This window comes from Pedobacter sp. UYEF25 (assembly GCF_054061655.1).
The window spans coordinates 60,006-75,852 of the sequence record NZ_JBSSEL010000003.1; the positions used below are offsets into that span (position 1 = coordinate 60,006).

At 37.7% G+C, this 15,847-nt stretch carries 17 protein-coding genes; 5 read left to right on the forward strand and 12 right to left on the reverse strand.

Features of this window, described 5'->3' with window-relative positions:
- Positions 1-8: 8 nt before the first annotated feature.
- On the forward strand, positions 9-617 hold the full coding sequence (locus ACVWYG_RS04145) for a TMEM175 family protein (RefSeq protein ID WP_457268881.1): 609 nt from the start codon (positions 9-11) through the stop codon (positions 615-617).
- Here the strand turns inward: ACVWYG_RS04145 and aat are convergent.
- Complete coding sequence (aat, locus tag ACVWYG_RS04150; RefSeq protein WP_457268882.1) at positions 614-1,249, reverse strand: leucyl/phenylalanyl-tRNA--protein transferase; 636 nt, start codon at positions 1,247-1,249, stop codon at positions 614-616. The genes ACVWYG_RS04145 and aat overlap by 4 nt on opposite strands.
- 72 nt (positions 1,250-1,321) lie before the next feature.
- Here aat and ACVWYG_RS04155 point away from each other — a divergent pair, with 72 nt between their 5' ends.
- Both ACVWYG_RS04155 and ACVWYG_RS04160 read left to right on the forward strand, forming a co-directional pair.
- Positions 1,322-2,752, forward strand: coding sequence for a DUF1800 domain-containing protein (locus ACVWYG_RS04155; RefSeq protein ID WP_457268883.1), 1,431 nt, complete (start codon positions 1,322-1,324; stop codon positions 2,750-2,752).
- Between the two features lie 9 nt (positions 2,753-2,761).
- On the forward strand, positions 2,762-3,961 hold the full coding sequence (locus tag ACVWYG_RS04160; RefSeq protein WP_457268884.1) for a DUF1501 domain-containing protein: 1,200 nt from the start codon (positions 2,762-2,764) through the stop codon (positions 3,959-3,961).
- A 358-nt stretch (positions 3,962-4,319) separates the two neighbouring features.
- On the opposite strand, the gene ACVWYG_RS04165 is transcribed toward ACVWYG_RS04160, so the two are convergent.
- The 6 genes from ACVWYG_RS04165 to ACVWYG_RS04190 all read right to left on the reverse strand — a co-directional run bounded on the left by ACVWYG_RS04165 (position 4,320) and on the right by ACVWYG_RS04190 (position 10,430).
- On the reverse strand, positions 4,320-5,609 hold the full coding sequence (locus ACVWYG_RS04165) for a DUF58 domain-containing protein (protein ID WP_457268885.1): 1,290 nt from the start codon (positions 5,607-5,609) through the stop codon (positions 4,320-4,322).
- Positions 5,610-5,712: 103 nt separating this feature from the next.
- Positions 5,713-6,690, reverse strand: a complete 978-nt coding sequence (locus tag ACVWYG_RS04170; RefSeq protein WP_457268886.1) for an AAA family ATPase — start codon at positions 6,688-6,690, stop codon at positions 5,713-5,715.
- Positions 6,671-7,861: a DUF4350 domain-containing protein gene (locus tag ACVWYG_RS04175; RefSeq protein WP_457268887.1), complete on the reverse strand. Its 1,191-nt coding sequence runs from the start codon at positions 7,859-7,861 to the stop codon at positions 6,671-6,673. Before ACVWYG_RS04175 ends, ACVWYG_RS04170 begins: the two co-directional genes overlap by 20 nt.
- Positions 7,858-8,583: a DUF4129 domain-containing protein gene (locus tag ACVWYG_RS04180; protein WP_457268888.1), complete on the reverse strand. Its 726-nt coding sequence runs from the start codon at positions 8,581-8,583 to the stop codon at positions 7,858-7,860. The genes ACVWYG_RS04175 and ACVWYG_RS04180 overlap by 4 nt, the downstream gene beginning before the upstream one ends.
- Position 8,584: 1 nt before the next feature.
- Positions 8,585-9,469: a hypothetical protein gene (locus tag ACVWYG_RS04185; protein ID WP_457268889.1), complete on the reverse strand. Its 885-nt coding sequence runs from the start codon at positions 9,467-9,469 to the stop codon at positions 8,585-8,587.
- Positions 9,453-10,430 carry a stage II sporulation protein M gene (locus tag ACVWYG_RS04190; protein ID WP_457268890.1) on the reverse strand — a complete coding sequence of 326 codons (978 nt, stop codon included), beginning with the start codon at positions 10,428-10,430 and terminating at the stop codon, positions 9,453-9,455. The genes ACVWYG_RS04185 and ACVWYG_RS04190 overlap by 17 nt, the downstream gene beginning before the upstream one ends.
- 207 nt (positions 10,431-10,637) lie before the next feature.
- On the opposite strand from ACVWYG_RS04190, the gene ACVWYG_RS04195 reads away from it, so the two are divergent.
- Positions 10,638-11,378: an RDD family protein gene (locus ACVWYG_RS04195; protein WP_457268891.1), complete on the forward strand. Its 741-nt coding sequence runs from the start codon at positions 10,638-10,640 to the stop codon at positions 11,376-11,378.
- 386 nt (positions 11,379-11,764) lie between these two features.
- Here the strand turns inward: ACVWYG_RS04195 and ACVWYG_RS04200 are convergent, their stop codons facing one another.
- The 5 genes from ACVWYG_RS04200 to ACVWYG_RS04220 all read right to left on the reverse strand — a co-directional run bounded on the left by ACVWYG_RS04200 (position 11,765) and on the right by ACVWYG_RS04220 (position 14,817).
- Positions 11,765-12,088 (reverse strand): DUF2752 domain-containing protein, encoded by a 324-nt coding sequence (locus ACVWYG_RS04200; protein ID WP_457268892.1) that lies wholly within the window; start codon positions 12,086-12,088, stop codon positions 11,765-11,767.
- Between the two features lie 12 nt (positions 12,089-12,100).
- Entirely contained in the window at positions 12,101-12,586 is a 486-nt protein-coding gene (locus ACVWYG_RS04205; protein ID WP_457268893.1) for a DUF5684 domain-containing protein, read from the reverse strand.
- Between the two features lie 66 nt (positions 12,587-12,652).
- The gene (locus tag ACVWYG_RS04210; protein WP_457268894.1) at positions 12,653-13,300 is read right to left on the reverse strand and encodes an SGNH/GDSL hydrolase family protein; all 648 of its coding nucleotides are present in this window, start codon (positions 13,298-13,300) and stop codon (positions 12,653-12,655) included.
- A 108-nt stretch (positions 13,301-13,408) separates the two neighbouring features.
- Positions 13,409-14,149: a lipoyl(octanoyl) transferase LipB gene (gene lipB, locus ACVWYG_RS04215; RefSeq protein ID WP_457268895.1), complete on the reverse strand. Its 741-nt coding sequence runs from the start codon at positions 14,147-14,149 to the stop codon at positions 13,409-13,411.
- A complete protein-coding gene (locus ACVWYG_RS04220) occupies positions 14,146-14,817 on the reverse strand; it encodes a 4'-phosphopantetheinyl transferase family protein (protein WP_457268896.1) in 672 nt (223 codons plus the stop codon). The genes lipB and ACVWYG_RS04220 overlap by 4 nt, the downstream gene beginning before the upstream one ends.
- A gap of 52 nt (positions 14,818-14,869) precedes the next feature.
- Between ACVWYG_RS04220 and dcd the strand changes: the two genes are divergently transcribed.
- Entirely contained in the window at positions 14,870-15,406 is a 537-nt protein-coding gene (gene dcd, locus ACVWYG_RS04225; protein ID WP_457268897.1) for a dCTP deaminase, read from the forward strand.
- Positions 15,407-15,847 lie beyond the last annotated feature (441 nt).

Consider the following 15,847-nt stretch of genomic DNA (forward strand, 5'->3'; position numbering starts at 1 on the left):
ATTAAATCATGAAAAAAGGTCGATTAGAAGCCTTTAGCGATGGAGTAATTGCCATCATTATTACCGTCATGATTTTAGAAATAAAAGTACCATCAGGCGCCGATGTAGATAACTTGCAACCGTTAATTCCCAAGTTTTTAAGCTACATTTTGAGTTTTGTATACGTTGGTATCTATTGGACCAATCATCATCACATTTTTTATCCTGTCAAAACAATTAATGGGAAGATTTTATGGGCAAATCTACATTTGCTGTTTTGGCTGTCGTTAATTCCTGTTACCTCCGCATGGATGGGGGAACGGGGTTTTAGGCTATGGCCTGTAGTAGTTTATGGAGCCATACTGTTATTTTGTGCCATTGCATTTGCTATGTTATTGAAGTTAATCGATGCTTCGGCAGAGAAAAATGAAGTTATAGAAAAGGTTGCGAACAACACAACTAAGGAAAAAGCTAGTGTTGTACTTTACCTCTTGGGCATGGGTTTGTGTTTTGTAAGTCCATATTTGGGCGCAAGTATGTACGCAATTGTAGCAATGATTTGGATCATCCCAGATCGACGAATTGAACGTGCATTAAAAGAGCAACGAGACGCAGGTGTTGAAGACGGCGAGAATTAAAATTGTTCTTTTAACAGAGTTAAAAAAAGTGCCCTAGGAATCATTTCAGCACCCATACTTATTAAATGAGGATTTTCTATTTGGCAATCAATCAAGTCGATGTTGGTTTTAGCCAAACTTGCTAAAGCCACTTTAGATGCATTGGAAACTTTGCTAAACATACTTTCGCCGCAAAAAATTCGACCGATTTTTATACCGTATACGCCGCCGACCAGGTTTTCATTTTCCCAAACTTCTATGCTCTGAGCTAGGCCAAGTAGATGTAGTTTTTTATAGGCTACTAGCATATCGTTTCCAATCCACGTCCCGTCTTGATCTTTTCTCGAAACTGTTGCGCAGCTATCTATAACTTCTGAAAAAGCTGCATTTTGCGTTACGGTAAACTTTCCACTTCTAATGGTTTGCTTTAAACTTTTACTTATTTTTATCCTATCGGGATAAATAACGCATCGCTCTGGCGGCGAGAACCACATGATCGGCTGGTCTTCATTATACCAAGGAAAAATACCATTGTGATACGCTAATGTGAGTCGCGCCGGACTTAAATCGCCGCCAACGGCCAATAAACCATCTTCATCTGCCAAATTTGGGTTTGGGAAAACGAGTTCATTGTCTACAAGTCGAAAAACCATCTCCAAAAATAAAAAACATAAAATTGATTAAACCATAAGTACAAGAGTTTGTCTCAATTAAAACACCGCTTCATGAATGTAGATGAGAATGCGCTAAAGATCAAACACCTGTACAGTAGGGCAGGTTTCGGAATTTCTTATAGTGAATTGCAGAACGTAAGTAAAAGGCCTTACGAAAAAGTGGTAAAAGAACTTTTTAAGGAAGCGAGGAAAGACGACGACATTTCGTTAGTCGATGTAACCGAAACAAAAAGCCAAATGTTAATGCAGGCAGGCCTGTATAAAAAAAAGGCGCAACTGAACGAAGAGGAAAAGCAGCTTAAAAAAGACATCATTAGGCAACAAAATGATAAAAGTAGAGATCTAAACATCGGCTTTGTAGAAAAGATGATCAATACTAAAGCCCCGCTCAGAGAGAAAATGACGCTGTTTTGGCATGGTCATTTTGCGTGCAGGACAAGAATTCCGATGTATGCGCAGCAGCTCAATAACATTCAGCGAAACGAAGGCTTAGGCAATTTTAAGAATTTATTAATGGCCGTTTCAAAGTCGCCGGCGATGCTATCATATTTAAACAACCAACAGAATAGAAAAGGGCATCCTAACGAAAATTTTGCCAGAGAATTGATGGAACTCTTTACCATTGGCCGAGGAAATTACACGGAAGTTGATGTTAAGGAATCTGCGCGTGCTTTTACCGGTTGGATGTATGATAAAGATGGTGCATTTGAATTTAAAGATAGACTACATGATGAAGGAGAAAAGACCTTTTTCGGAAAAACTGGGAGTTTCGATGGAGAATACATTATCGATGCGATCTTGGCCAATCCGAAAACAGCTGAATTCATCAGCAGAAAAGTGTATCAATTTTTTGTAAACGATACGCCTAATGAAATGCATGTTAAGGAGTTGGCAGATCATTTTTACCATTCTAGATACGACATTGAGGAGTTGATGAGGAAAGTGTTTTTAGCCGATTGGTTTCAAAATAATGAGAATGTTGGAAATAAAATTAAATCTCCAGCAGAGTTCATTGTTGGTCTTAGCAGGCAATTTTACGTGACTTATAATAGACCACAGGTTTTGATTCAGTTACAAACTAGTTTAGGGCAGTATTTATTTAATCCGCCAAATGTTGCAGGTTGGCCAGGCGGCCAGAGTTGGATAGATAGCTCATCTTTAATGCTCCGCATGCGAATTCCCTCGCTGGTGTTGGATGATGGACAAATAGATTTTAGCGGTAAAGCCGATCCTGAAGATGAAGCGCTTATTGCATTAGGCAAAATCACCAAGCCTAAAATGGCAAAGAGCTACATTAACGCATCTGCCGATTGGCCAGAATTTTTAAAAACACTGCCAGATAACATCAGTCCTGGAAAATTAGCCTCGTTTTTATTGCAGCCGCCTTTAAGCGATAAATTGAAATCCATGGTGGTCAACAATAAGAGTTTAAAAAGTACCGTAGTGGAAATTACGAGTACACCAGAATATCAACTTTGCTAAGTTAAAGCGATGAACAGAAGAAATTTTTTAAGAAATAGTGGGTTTGTTGCTGCAGGAACTTTTTTTGTACCTGCTTTTTTGAAACCTTTAGAAGCCATGGCTTTAAATCAAATCGGTTTGTATAAAAACTTGGTTGTGATACAACTTTCGGGTGGTAACGATGGCCTAAATACGGTTGTTCCTTATGGCAACGATATTTATTACCAAAAGCGAAATTCAATTGCCATCCCTCAAAACGACATATTAAAGCTTAATGACATGCAAGGGCTGAATCCGAACATGGCTGCTTTGCGAGAAATTTACGACAATGGATGGATGACTGTAATTAACGATGTAGGTTACCCAAATCCAGATCGATCACACTTTAGATCTATGGACATTTGGCAAACCGCTAGCGATAGCAATCAGTTTTTAACAACCGGTTGGATTGGAAGATATTTAGACAGCGATTGCCAAACCTGTAAATTTCCTTACACTGCTATTGAAGTTGATGATACGCTTTCTCTGGCCATGAAGGGTGAAGGGAAAAAAGGTATCGCGCTAAAAGATCCCGCTGCACTCTATAGAAATACCAACAACCCATTTTTTAAAAACATGGTGCAGCATGATAAAGAGCATCTTTCTGAGGATAATTTGGGATACCTCTACAAAACGATGATCGAGACTTCCTCATCGGCCAATTATATAGAGGAGACTTCAAAAACATATCAATCGAAAGCAGCATATCCAAATACTAATTTTGCAAAGCAGCTAAATACGGTTTCTAAATTTATTTCATCGGGATTAAAAACTAAGGTTTATTACGTTTCGCTCAGCGGATTTGATACGCATGTAAATCAATTGGGGCAACAAGGACATGTGTTGAAACAATACAGCGATGGTGTGGCCGCTTTTCTAAAAGATTTAAAGCAAAACAACAAATTAGACGATACCTTGGTGATTACTTTTTCTGAATTTGGCCGTCGTGTAGAGCAAAATGCAAGTAATGGAACTGATCATGGTACCGCAAACAATATGTTTGTTTATGGCGGTCAATTAAAAAAAGCAGGAATCTTTAATGCCGCCCCTAATTTGAGCGATTTAGACACAGGAGATTTAAAATATCAATTGGATTTTAGGCAGGTTTATGGAACGATTTTAAGTAAATGGCTAGATGTAGATAACGCAAGCATCTTGAACAAGAAGTTTAGTTCGCTTGATTTTATTTAGACGCATTTTTTTGAAAAGCAGGGTTCTATGCTCGATTAATGTTGGTCGCGCTGTCCGTTAAAGCCCTCGTTCCTCGGGGCTATCACTTCCATCACGTTTAGGTACGCGGGCAGGTAAAAAGAAACTTCGGTTACGTGGCGTAAAACGTTCCGTGTTGGTTAGGGAAGCAGAATCACATGCATGAGCGTTTAACGGTCGGCTTGGGCTCAAAGTGCTGTTTTTCTTTGCGTTAACGATGGAAATGGCATCCTTCTCTCGGCCAATTAAGCCGAGAGAAGATATAATGGACAGCGTGTAAAAACGCCCAAAAGATTATCGAACAATACATTCTGGTAACGAAAAAAAAGTCTGATCAAAATTAGATTTTTTGCTGTGCCTTTAACGCTAGGTATTTGTTTATTACGTTTATGGTTAGCGCCTGCGGCGGAGTAAGTATAGATAAAATTCCTTGTTGATTAAGCTCCTTTACCATCAGCTTTTTCTCGTAAATAAATTTCTCGGCAATGGTTTGGTGATAAATTCCCTCTACATCTTCGGCATGGTTGCTACTCAAACTTTTCAATTCGGTGTTTTCAAAGAAAACAACAACCAATAAATGATATCGAGAAATACGTTTAAGATTAGGCATTTGGCGTTGCAGTGCAGAAAGACTTTCGAAATTGGTAAAAAATATGACCAAACTACGCTGTTTAATTATGCTTCGCACAGCGAGATAAAGTGCTTCTAAATTGCTTTCCAAATATCTGGTTTTTTCTTTATATAGAATATTCAAAATAGTTCCAAGTTGAGAAGCTTTTTTCTCTGCGGGCAGTACGGTGCCAAGTTTATCTGAAATGGTAATTAAACCTGCTTTATCTTGTTTCAGCATAGCAACTTTAGCCAACGCAACGGTAGCGTTTATGGCATAATCTAGCAAACTCAACCCTTCAAATGGCATACGCATTACCCTGGATTTGTCTATTACACAATAAATATTTTGAGATCTTTCATCGGTAAAATTGTTCACCATTAACTCGTTCTTCCGCGCAGTTGCTTTCCAATTAATGGTTCTAATGTCATCGCCGCCAACGTAGTTTTTTATTTGATCAAACTCGTTGCTTTGCCCAATTTTACGAATTTTTTTAATCCCAAAAGCTTGTAAATGTTGCGAAATAGCCATCAGTTCATACTGCCCAAGATTAATGAAAGAAGGAAAAGAGGGAAGAATGGTTTGCGCATTAAAATTGTACCTGCGCGCCAATAAGCCAATCGGCGACTGGACAAACACCCTTATAAAGCCAAAATCATATTCTCCCCGTTTCGTTGGTCGAAGTGAGTAGTGGATCGACTTTGTCTCGTTTGTTTTCAGCGCAAGTAAAAAGGTTTTATCGCGCAGCTGAAACTGATGTGGAACTTCGTCTATAACTTTAACAGTTACCGCAAAAACGTAATCATTTTTTACTTCGATGCTAATTTGGTTTTTATCGCCGTTACTTAATCTTTTTGGGCAAAGCCGATGCGCGTAAATACCGTTTTTTTTACGGTATAGAATAAAAATATCGGCAAAAAAAGCCAAAAGTAGCGCACCAAAAGCAATTGTCGGAATGTCTGCTAGCCAAACAAAGAAAAATTTCAAAAGAAATAGCACTACACAAAGTCCTAATGCCATAAACAAACGGCTGTTTAGAAATAAATTCGTATAAAAAAGGCTAAAGATTTTCTTCAAATTGAATGATGTTGATTTTTAAAATAGGCACTAAGAGTTGCGCTGACTATCTTGGCACCTCTATCTTTTTAATAATTTGTTGAATGATATCGGTAGTTGTTAAACCTTCCATTTCTTTTTCTGGCGACATTAAAATTCTGTGTTCGAGTACCGGTAAAGCCACGGTAATAATATCGTCTGGTGTGATAAAGTCTCTGTTTTGCATCGCTGCCAATGCTTTTGCGCTATGGACAATGGCAAGCGACGCACGCGGGGATGCTCCGAGGTACAGGGAAGAATTGTTTCTGGTTTCGCTTACAATTTTCGCAATAAAATCTAAAAGGTTAGGTTCTACATGGAGGTTTCTAATTACTTTTCTGGCAGCCAAAATTTGATCGATGGAAAGTATCGGCTCTACGTTGTTTAATAAATCTTTATTAATTAAGGCGTGCTGTGCAGTAAGAATCGCTTTTTCTTCCTCCAATGATGGATATTTAACCTCAATTTTAAACAAAAAACGATCTAGTTGTGCCTCTGGTAATCTATAGGTGCCTTCTTGCTCAATCGGATTTTGAGTGGCTAAAACCATAAAAGGTTCGTCCATTTGATACGTTTTTCCGTCTATGGTAATTTGGCGTTCTTCCATCACCTCAAACAAAGCCGATTGTGTTTTGGCCGGCGCCCGATTTATTTCATCAACCAAAATAATATTCCCGAAGATGGGACCTTTTCTAAATTCGAAATCTCCAATTTTGGTGTTAAAGATGGGTGTTCCCAATACGTCAGAAGGCATTAGATCTGGCGTAAACTGAACTCTAGAAAATTTTGCTTTTATAGCCTTTGCAAGAAGTTTTGCACTTAGCGTTTTTGCTACGCCTGGCACACCTTCTATTAAAATATGGCCGTCTGCGAGCAGCCCAATAATTAAAAAATCTATTACTTGTTTCTGACCAACTATGATTTTGCCCAAAACCGCCCTAATGTTATTAACCGCATCGGTTAACGCGCTTAGGTCGGTGCGTGGGTTAAATTGCTCTTGTTCCATAGGTTTGAGTGTTTTTATAAAAGTTTTCTATGCTTTGGTTTAAATCGATAAGTGCATGATCGCTTAAGCTTTCTGCCTGAGGTATTTCTCTAAGTAATTTTGTAAGGTAGGTGGCCTGCACTTGGTGAATTCCGGTTTTTTGAACCAATAACTCAGAAAATTCCCTATCAATTTTGATGGTTTGTAAAAAATATCTGCTGCGGAGGTAAGCTAAAAAATAAGTTATTTTTTTCTGCGCAATGTCTTGATTGTTTCTATTTTGATAATAAACACTACCCACAACCTGCACAAATTCTAGGCTAGCGTTGCTAAAAGACTCTTGCAGTGGAATGATGCGTTGCCTCCTTTTTAAATTGTACAACACAAAAAGTAGCAAGCTAAAAATAGATAGATAGTACGCATATTTTAAGGAAGGATTTTTAAAAAAGACCGTGAAAAGATCAGTTTCTTCCGTTTGTATTTTAGTAAAAAAACCGTCGTAAATAATTCTTTTATTTTCAGCTAAATAACTTAATGATTTTGACGCATATTCCGGACCATACTTATCTAAAAAATTTACATTGCTGTAAAAGCCCGGATCTGCCATTAAAAAGATATTTCCTTTTCCTAATTTATACTTTATAAAGTTTGCTTTTCCGCCTGCAGCTATTCCTAAAACTGTTGCTTTTGTGCTGTCTATTTTTAAAAAATAGTTATCTCCAACTCCCTTGTCAAACCCATAATCGGCGGTGCTTTTAAGCAAAGGATTTACAAAATTTACCGGTGTAGGGTTTTGGCTAAAACTGCTTCCAACTTTAATGTTAAACTGCTTAGAAAGGATTTCGCCGAAACTGTAACTCGCAATAAAAACATCGTTTCCCTGGGATATAAAGGTGCTGAGCTTCGCCGAGTCCGCTTTGTCCAATTTAATTTCAGGTGCAATAATCAGGTAAACCGTTTTTTTCTCGTGGTCTGAAAGCGTATTGTAGATGCGCTTATTGCTGTTTATAATGGAGCTGTTTGGGAAAACATCAACCAAGCTGTTGTAAAAGATAAATGTACCGAAAGGAATTTTGTCGGTTTTTACAAAGGTTCGATTCCAATCGGTTGGTGTTGGTTTATTGTATTGCGCAACAAGATATATTAGAATAAAAGCGATTCCCAGAAATAGATAGGTTTTATAGCCTCTCATTTTATCTGCGAAATAAAATGAGAAAATGTTTCGTTGATTGGATCAAATTTAATTTTGTCGACAGGAAAATCTCCATACCAAATGTAATCGAACTGGCGAGTAAGCTGGGTAAATTCAGACTTTAAATTAGGGTCGCTAATTTCCATCAAATAGTTATAGTTGGTTTTTTCTGGTCGCCAGTATATCCTATTGTTGTCGCTTAATTTTTTGAGAGATTGAAGATAGAGTAAGCGAACCGCTAGCCGATATTTTCCATCGGCAATTAAATTAGCTAATTCTGCTTTATAATCTATTTGGTGTATGTTTTCATTGAGTACATCATAAGGTAAAAATGTTTCTTTGGATTTTTTGCTAAACAGTGCTTCTGCTCCAGCTACTTTGTATAGAATAAAAGCAACTAAGGCTATACCAATGCCGATAAAAAAATACTTCGAGATGGGGCTTCTGACGGTTCCGCCTAATAAATTTCCTAATTTTCTCCAAAACCAGATCCAAAATCTATCCCAAAGAGAGCGCTCTGTAGAAATGGTATCATAGTTAAAATCTCGCTGTTGTTTGTAGGAGTTGATTCTAGCTTTGTTAAAGGGCTGAACATTTACGTGACTAGTGTCTAAGCGCAATACACCACGTTGTGCATGGCCTACCTTTTTCTGCGCAATGCCTACTGCCGAAATAAACAGCAATCCGAAAAAAAGAAAGAAGAGATAAGGCCCTCTGCGCATATTAATATTCTTCGTTCGGCGTATTTAGCGGGTCAATGCCGGATCCGAAATTGGAGATGCGCTCCATTAAGCCTGTACTTTCTTTTCGCTCTACCAAACTAAAATAGCATAGCGTAATGGTAACTAGTGGAATGATGGTAAATATTTGGCAAAGTGATTGCAATACGGTGGTGGTCATTGTTAATGCGATCGACATGTGCGGCGAACTTTTTGAGAACAATCCAACCATGCTGAATAAGGTGGTTGGCAGTACAACTGCGCTCATACAGGCGTAAACAATAATCCATATAATAATTAATGTGCCAAAGGTGAGCCAAAAGTTATCTTTTATAATTTTGAAACTTCGGGAAAAGGAGTAGCCAAACTCGCCATTTTCTATCACAATTATGGGAAAAATCATCGCTATAAATGGGAAAAGATAAAATCCTGGGATCAAACAAAACACAAAACCAACAGTCAACAAGAGTATTAAAGGGATAGATCCGCCGAAAATTCTAAAAAAATAGTATTTAAAATATGTCCAAACTTCATCAATACTGGGCGCAACATTCCCCTTTCGTACGTAAATTGCAATGTAAGATAGTATGGAAGTAAGCATACTGACGTACGTAGCCACGGAAAAAATAATGGCTATCAAGTATTCCCAGCTCATCAATGACCTGAGACCCAAAAACGGGTCACGGGCCACTCCTGCACTGCCTGCAGAATTGAATAAGTTCACACTTTTAAACTGTTGCATCAACATTGCCACCATGCTGCCCAACACAAAAATTCCGCAAAAGAGAAAATAGGTTTTTATTAATGGTTTAAAATTTTGCCTTATGAAAGTAAAAGTGTCGTTTATAATCTGGCCGAAATCTCTCGGTTGCTTAAATTCTATGTTCATCTTTTGGGAGTTTAATTAAATGTTGTTTTTTATAAAGTCTGCTTGGATAAATGATGGCATACCAAACTATAAAACTGGCGGAAGCGGTCAAAATAAAAATACTCAGAACCAGTGGCATGTCTGTGTGGCGGGTAACAAAACTTTCGAAAAATGCTGCCACTACAAAAATTGGGATCAATCCCATTACAATCTTTAGTCCATCTTTTGCGCCATTGGCGATCGAAACTGCTCTGGAAAATGTTTTTGGAAACAAAATGCTATTTCCTAGTATCAAACCTGCACCGCCCGCTAAAATGAGTGCAGAAATCTCTAGAGTTCCATGTATCCAAATAACAAGAACAGATTGCCATCCAAGTCCCTTGCTAAAGAAAAAATACTCAAAAGAGCCGAGCATGATTCCATTGCGTACTAGAGAAACAATGGTTCCTAAGGATACTATAATTCCCAAAACGAAGGTATAAAGGGAAACGAATATATTATTAGCGCCGATCTGAATAAACATCAAAATAGGATTTTGATCTTTGTAAACTCCAAAGGGATCTCCTTTGGCAATATTCTGATTGGTCATGTTTACATAACTATCACCCATAATTAGTCTTACAAATCGATCATCGTATTTAGCGGACAAAGCACCCATTAGGCAGGCCAGAAAGAAGAATAGAAATGCGTACAGCAGCTTCTTTCGATGGGTATAAAACACAAGTGGGAGTTCTGTTTTCCAAAAATCTAAAAACCTATTAGTACTTTCTTTTTTGTTTTTATAAACCGATTGATGTAGTGTTGAGGCAAGACCATTTAAATAATCCGTTGTTTTAGAATTTGGATAAAATGTTTTTGCAAAGGCCAAATCGTTGGTTATTTCTATAAATCGATCCGCAAGATCATCAGCGTTCGCATAATCTGCGCGTTCAAGCCGATGCCATTTTTCTGCATTTTGCTTCACAAATAAGGCTTCTCTCATCTAAAAAACGGGGACGTTAATTTTGCCCTCAAATTAGCTTTTTTCGGATGAACAAAAGTGAAAACTGCTTATTTTTTTCGTTTTATACTTTAGAGATATTCTGATCTTATTTTTAAAAATCTATTTTTTGAATAAATTGACTGTTGTGCTTGTTATTTTTTTCGTTTGATTCCCTCCCTTTCGTTTAAAAAAAATTATGTTTGGATTATGGAAACCATTAAAATTAGCACTGCTCAAAATATAGATATAGAATATGAAGTTGCAGGTTTAGGCGAGCGCGTTCTTGCGCGTTTGATAGATCTTGGCGGTTTTTTGGCGCTTTACATTTTATCTATTATTCTTTTTGGGGTTGCCGCCTTCTCCAACTCTTCTATTGGATTTTATGCGGTAATAATTGGTTTTTCGGTGATTTTTATTTTTTATGACCTGGTTTGTGAATTGACTATGAATGGGCAATCTGTAGGGAAAAAGATAATGAAAATTAAGGTGATTAGTTTAACTGGCAGCCAGCCTACGCTTAGCCAATATCTATTAAGGTGGCTGTTTAGGATTATTGACTTCAGCATTATTTTCGGTTTTGGGGTAGTTGCTGTGCTTGCAGTGGCTTTTACGGAAAAACACCAGCGTATTGGAGATATGATCGCGAAAACCATCGTCATTAAAACGAAACCTAGAACAGCGTTTAAAAGCATTGTTTTTAGCGCCTTGACCCCAGATGATTATCATCCGATTTTTCTAGAGTCCATTCATTTGAACGATGCGCAAGTAGCGCTTATACATGAAGTTTTAACAGGGTTTTATAAAACGGGTAATGCCGAACTTATCTATAATATGGCAGAGAAGACAAAAACACATATTTCAGCCACAATGCCGCATGGAATGAACGAGTTACAATTTTTAGAAACCGTTTTAAGGGATTACAACCACCTCACCGCAAAGCTAGGATAAGAAATTCCAGCAGTCGGCCATATTTCGAGTAGGTTTTTCCTTATGTGATAAGAATGAGTCCAACGGAATGTTCTTCCCACAAATCGATCATCTAAATCGGAGCTACGTCTTTTTTAGCATTTTTTAAGGTAATGATTTAAAATGTGACGGGGATAAAATTGGAATTTTACCTAAAGCGAGGCAGTGGAGCGTTCAACTATTGGCTTAATTAAATTGCTTGGTTTAGCACAATTATCAAGATGATCGCGACAAGTACTGTCAAAAATGATATAAGAGAAAAATCTCATCGCGATATGGCCTGCTTTGTAGCAAGCTTAAGCCAAATTCCTGTTGTTTAGTAGCAGCAGCTTTTAATTTCATGTAAATTAATTTTTAGCATGGTAAATTCATTGGCTTAAAATTTTATAAACGTATGAAACCACGATGAAGTTACCAACGATGAGCATAAAAATCTTTAAAAAAACACGATCGTTTTTAACAGGAAATCTAGTTCGATAACCCGCATACAAAAAAAGGAGCATTAACGGAACAGTGGCGGGATACAAGAACCAACTTTGGGAGAAATTTCCTTCAAATAAAGCCACTATAGAGCGCTGAAAGCCACAACCGGGGCAATTTATACCTGTTATAAATTTAAACGGGCAGGGTAATAAATGATTTTGCAGCCAGACAATAAAACTGACCGGGCTGCAAAATCTGTATTTTATCATAGTTGTCTGTCGTTAAACTACAGGTGGATTGGTCGGATCTGTTGGGTCGTACGGCTTGTTGGGGTTGTTAAACGGATTGTTTATGCTGCCCGAACCAAACTGATTGTTTCCACCTAGGTTTGCTTCAGCTGCAGATGGTCCTAAATACCTGGCATCTCCAAAACCTAATACTGGCCAAAAAATGAAAGGAAGTAAACACAATCCAACAGTAAATCCTTCACTTTTACCAAAGCTTTTACTTACTAAATTGTAAGTCCAAACAAGAAAAACGAAATTTACACAAGGAATCAATAGCCAAAGTAACCAGATCATAGGTTTTCCAACAATTTCCAATAACACAATAATGTTGTAAATGGGAATAATTGCTGCCCAGCCAGGCTTTCCGGCCTTCTCAAAGACCTTCCACATCCCAACAATCATAACTATTATCACAGCTAAATAAATTACTGCGCCTATTCCAAGTCCGGCTGCAGCGCCGCTCGATCCATAATCTTCCATAATTTTAATATTTGTTATTTTTAGTTCGAGCTAAAAATAAGACTTTAAAATTACAATCCGAAAGTTTTACTTCAATGCTTTTACAATTTTAGGAGTGATTGCCTCCACCCAAATTGCGTACATTTTACCGCTTGGGTGTAGGCCATCATAAGCGAGGAGCGTAACATCAATTGCTGCTCTTTTAGATTCCGGAGTAATATCAGTAAAGTCTATGTTTGCTGCTAACGTAATTTCCTTTGCAATGGCATTGTAAGTGTCAATCTCTTTGCCGATTTGATCGGGTGACCTACCGCTTTTTTTTCCAAATGGCGTAACTCCCCAGTCGGGTATTGATAAGACAAAAACCCTATTTTTATCGCCATTTGCAAAACTAATTGCCTTGTTTAATAGTATTTTAAATTCTTTTTGGTACACGGAAATGTCTTCATTGCGGTATTGGTTATTTACGCCAATAAGTAAGGTGACAAAACTATAATTACTCGATGGTTTTTCAATAGCGATTGCGGCGAGTAAATCATGAGTGGTCCAACCAGTCGCCGCAATTATTTTCGGCTTTTCGACATCGATATTTTCATTACTCAACAACTTTTTAATCTGATATGGATAGGAATCTTTTTCGGTTACAGATTCTCCAATGGTATAAGAATCGCCGAGTGCTAAATAAGAAAACCCTTTATGGGTAGTCGCCAATTTTGCATCTGTTTGCTGATTCATTTTTTGGGCTTTTGAACAAGAAAAATTTAGAGTTAGTACCAAAATAGCTGTAACAATCTTCATAGTTAAATTACGCAAAATCCACTCAATCAGTTTTAATGTACATGGCTAAAGCAGTTTCATGTTAAATAAAGAAGCAATGTGTTTTTTGACTTTTTCTTTCACCTCTTCCATATCTAGTTCACATTTTAACTCTTTAGCGAGCGAAGTTACGGCCTTATCATCTATGCCACAGGGAACAATATTTTTAAAATAATCTAAATCTACATTTACATTAAACGCAAAGCCATGCATTGTTACCCATCTACTGCAACGAACGCCCATTGCACAAATTTTTCTGGCATTCTCATTATCTGCATCCAGCCAAACGCCGGTAAAACCCGGGTAACGGCCGGCAATGATGCCGTATTCTTTTAAAGTTAAAATAATGGCTTCTTCTAACGTCCGAAGGTAAAGATGTATGTCTGTAAAAAAATTATCAAGGTCTAAAATAGGGTAACCAACTAGTTGCCCTGGGCCATGATAGGTAATGTCGCCGCCTCTATTTATTTTAAAAAAAGTTGCCTGTTTTTCCTTCAGCTCCTGCTCGTTTAATAGCAAATTATCCTCATGGCCGCTTTTGCCAAGCGTATAGACATGTGGATGTTCACAAAAAATTAGATGGTTTGGAGTGGGCAACAGAATTTTATTTTGGCGGTTCTGCGTTTTAATAGCTACTGTTTCGTTTAACAAATCTTCTTGTTTATCCCAAGCTTCTTGAAATGCTATATTACCCCAATCTTTAAAATGTACAATCTGTGCATCCACTGGATGCTTAAATTTAATATCAATCTCTCGGTCCTGTATCATGCCATTAACACATTCTGAGTTTTTAAGTTCTGAACTACATAACCAATCATATATCCATCTGCCGTTTTAAGATAGTTTACCGTAAGCTCTTCTAAACCCGTTGGCAAATTTACCAACGCCCTAACGATGCCTTGGGTTTTCAACTTAAATGGCTGAATGTGTATGTGGTCTTTAAAACTAAGTCCGGCCTTTCCTTGCCATTTAAAAATAGCTTCTTTGGCACACCAGCAAATATAAAGCCCGTCGGTATTATTTCCGATTTGTTTTTGGGCAAGTTCTAGGTCGCTCAAAAACTTATGTTTAATCGTTTTTATTTTGTGCTTTATAAGTTCTACATCTATCCCTACTTCATATTTCTTGCTCAGTAAAACTGCCGCATAATCGTAAGAATGACTTAAGGAGATATGGAAATCGAAGTTTTTCAAATACGGTTTCCCTTGTTCATCAAATCGGCAATCTATGTAGTCGGGTGTATTTAGCATTACCCGTAAAAGCATTCTGGTGCTAAGCCAATGCAATAAACGTTTGCCATTATTAAAAGAAGCAATGAGGTCCAATTCATGCTGTTTTAATTGCAGGCCTGCAAAAAGTTCTTGTTCGCTTTCCTCAATTTTCCAAAGACCTAATTGGGCTTCGTTACCTACATTTTTGTTAAATACGATGGCCATTGTCGGAGACTTAATCTAAAAATTAATAATTTAGACAAAAATAACTATAAAAATGATATTATCAGACAAGGGCATTCTAGAGGAAATAGAAAAAGGGAGCATCATTATCGAACCTTTTAATATAAGTTGCTTGGGCACAAACTCCTACGATGTACACTTGGGCAAATATTTGGCTACCTATCGAAGCAGAGTGCTGGATGCAAAAACACGAAACGAGATAGATCATTTTGAGATTCCGAAAGACGGATATGTGCTCAATCCGGGCACTTTATACTTAGGAGTTACTTTAGAATATACCGAAACCCATAGGCACGTACCTTTTTTAGAAGGAAAAAGCAGCACGGGACGGCTAGGAATTGATATTCATGCCACTGCCGGCAAGGGCGATGTGGGTTTCTGCAACACTTGGACTTTAGAGATTTCGGTTGCGCAACCTGTAAAAGTCTATTATGGCATGCCTATTGGCCAACTTATTTATTTTGCGGTAGATGGCGAAATCGGTACACCATATAACGAAAAAGACAATGCTAAATACAATAACAAAACGACCCGGCCGGTGGAAAGTATGATGTGGAGGAACGAATTTTAGCAACTTTTTGGTTCATTAGTCAACAAATTATAGTAAACTTTAAAATAATTTCGTTTGTGTGCCAAAGATGGTTGACCCCATCAAGATGCAGTACCATTTCTGCAAGCTTAACAGCAACGCTAATTTTATTTGGGTGCGCTAAAACCCTGTCTATTATGTCGTTTATTTGGCTTATAGGTGCCAATTAAAGGATGTTATCTCCATCGTCAGTGATCTGGCGCAGCGTTATCTGGCGTGAGCTAAATATAAAACCCTTTTTTGCTAACAACGCTCAAAAATATTGAGACACAAAGCGCAAGTCTCTTTTTCGGGAGAATGCCAAATTTTTTCTGAAGGCGTATAGTGCTATATACTGTTTACAATACCCGTAATTATTGGGCGCTTTTATCCTTAGTTGAAATCCAGTATTTAGAAAAGCACACAACTTATTTCCAAGTCTAA

Coding starts and splice junctions, on each gene's coding strand:
- ACVWYG_RS04195 (WP_457268891.1), top strand. CDS start 10,638: ATGGAAACCATTAAAATTAGCACTGCTCAAAATATAGATATAGAATAT.
- ACVWYG_RS04165 (WP_457268885.1), bottom strand. CDS start 5,609: ATGGCATTAGGACTTTGTGTAGTGCTATTTCTTTTGAAATTTTTCTTT.
- ACVWYG_RS04155 (WP_457268883.1), top strand. CDS start 1,322: ATGAATGTAGATGAGAATGCGCTAAAGATCAAACACCTGTACAGTAGG.
- ACVWYG_RS04175 (WP_457268887.1), bottom strand. CDS start 7,861: ATGAGAGGCTATAAAACCTATCTATTTCTGGGAATCGCTTTTATTCTA.
- ACVWYG_RS04220 (WP_457268896.1), bottom strand. CDS start 14,817: ATGGCCATCGTATTTAACAAAAATGTAGGTAACGAAGCCCAATTAGGT.
- ACVWYG_RS04160 (WP_457268884.1), top strand. CDS start 2,762: ATGAACAGAAGAAATTTTTTAAGAAATAGTGGGTTTGTTGCTGCAGGA.
- ACVWYG_RS04190 (WP_457268890.1), bottom strand. CDS start 10,430: ATGAGAGAAGCCTTATTTGTGAAGCAAAATGCAGAAAAATGGCATCGG.
- ACVWYG_RS04180 (WP_457268888.1), bottom strand. CDS start 8,583: ATGCGCAGAGGGCCTTATCTCTTCTTTCTTTTTTTCGGATTGCTGTTT.
- ACVWYG_RS04170 (WP_457268886.1), bottom strand. CDS start 6,690: ATGGAACAAGAGCAATTTAACCCACGCACCGACCTAAGCGCGTTAACC.
- ACVWYG_RS04200 (WP_457268892.1), bottom strand. CDS start 12,088: ATGATAAAATACAGATTTTGCAGCCCGGTCAGTTTTATTGTCTGGCTG.
- ACVWYG_RS04185 (WP_457268889.1), bottom strand. CDS start 9,469: ATGAACATAGAATTTAAGCAACCGAGAGATTTCGGCCAGATTATAAAC.
- ACVWYG_RS04145 (WP_457268881.1), top strand. CDS start 9: ATGAAAAAAGGTCGATTAGAAGCCTTTAGCGATGGAGTAATTGCCATC.
- ACVWYG_RS04210 (WP_457268894.1), bottom strand. CDS start 13,300: ATGAATCAGCAAACAGATGCAAAATTGGCGACTACCCATAAAGGGTTT.
- ACVWYG_RS04205 (WP_457268893.1), bottom strand. CDS start 12,586: ATGGAAGATTATGGATCGAGCGGCGCTGCAGCCGGACTTGGAATAGGC.
- aat (WP_457268882.1), bottom strand. CDS start 1,249: ATGGTTTTTCGACTTGTAGACAATGAACTCGTTTTCCCAAACCCAAAT.
- dcd (WP_457268897.1), top strand. CDS start 14,870: ATGATATTATCAGACAAGGGCATTCTAGAGGAAATAGAAAAAGGGAGC.
- lipB (WP_457268895.1), bottom strand. CDS start 14,149: ATGATACAGGACCGAGAGATTGATATTAAATTTAAGCATCCAGTGGAT.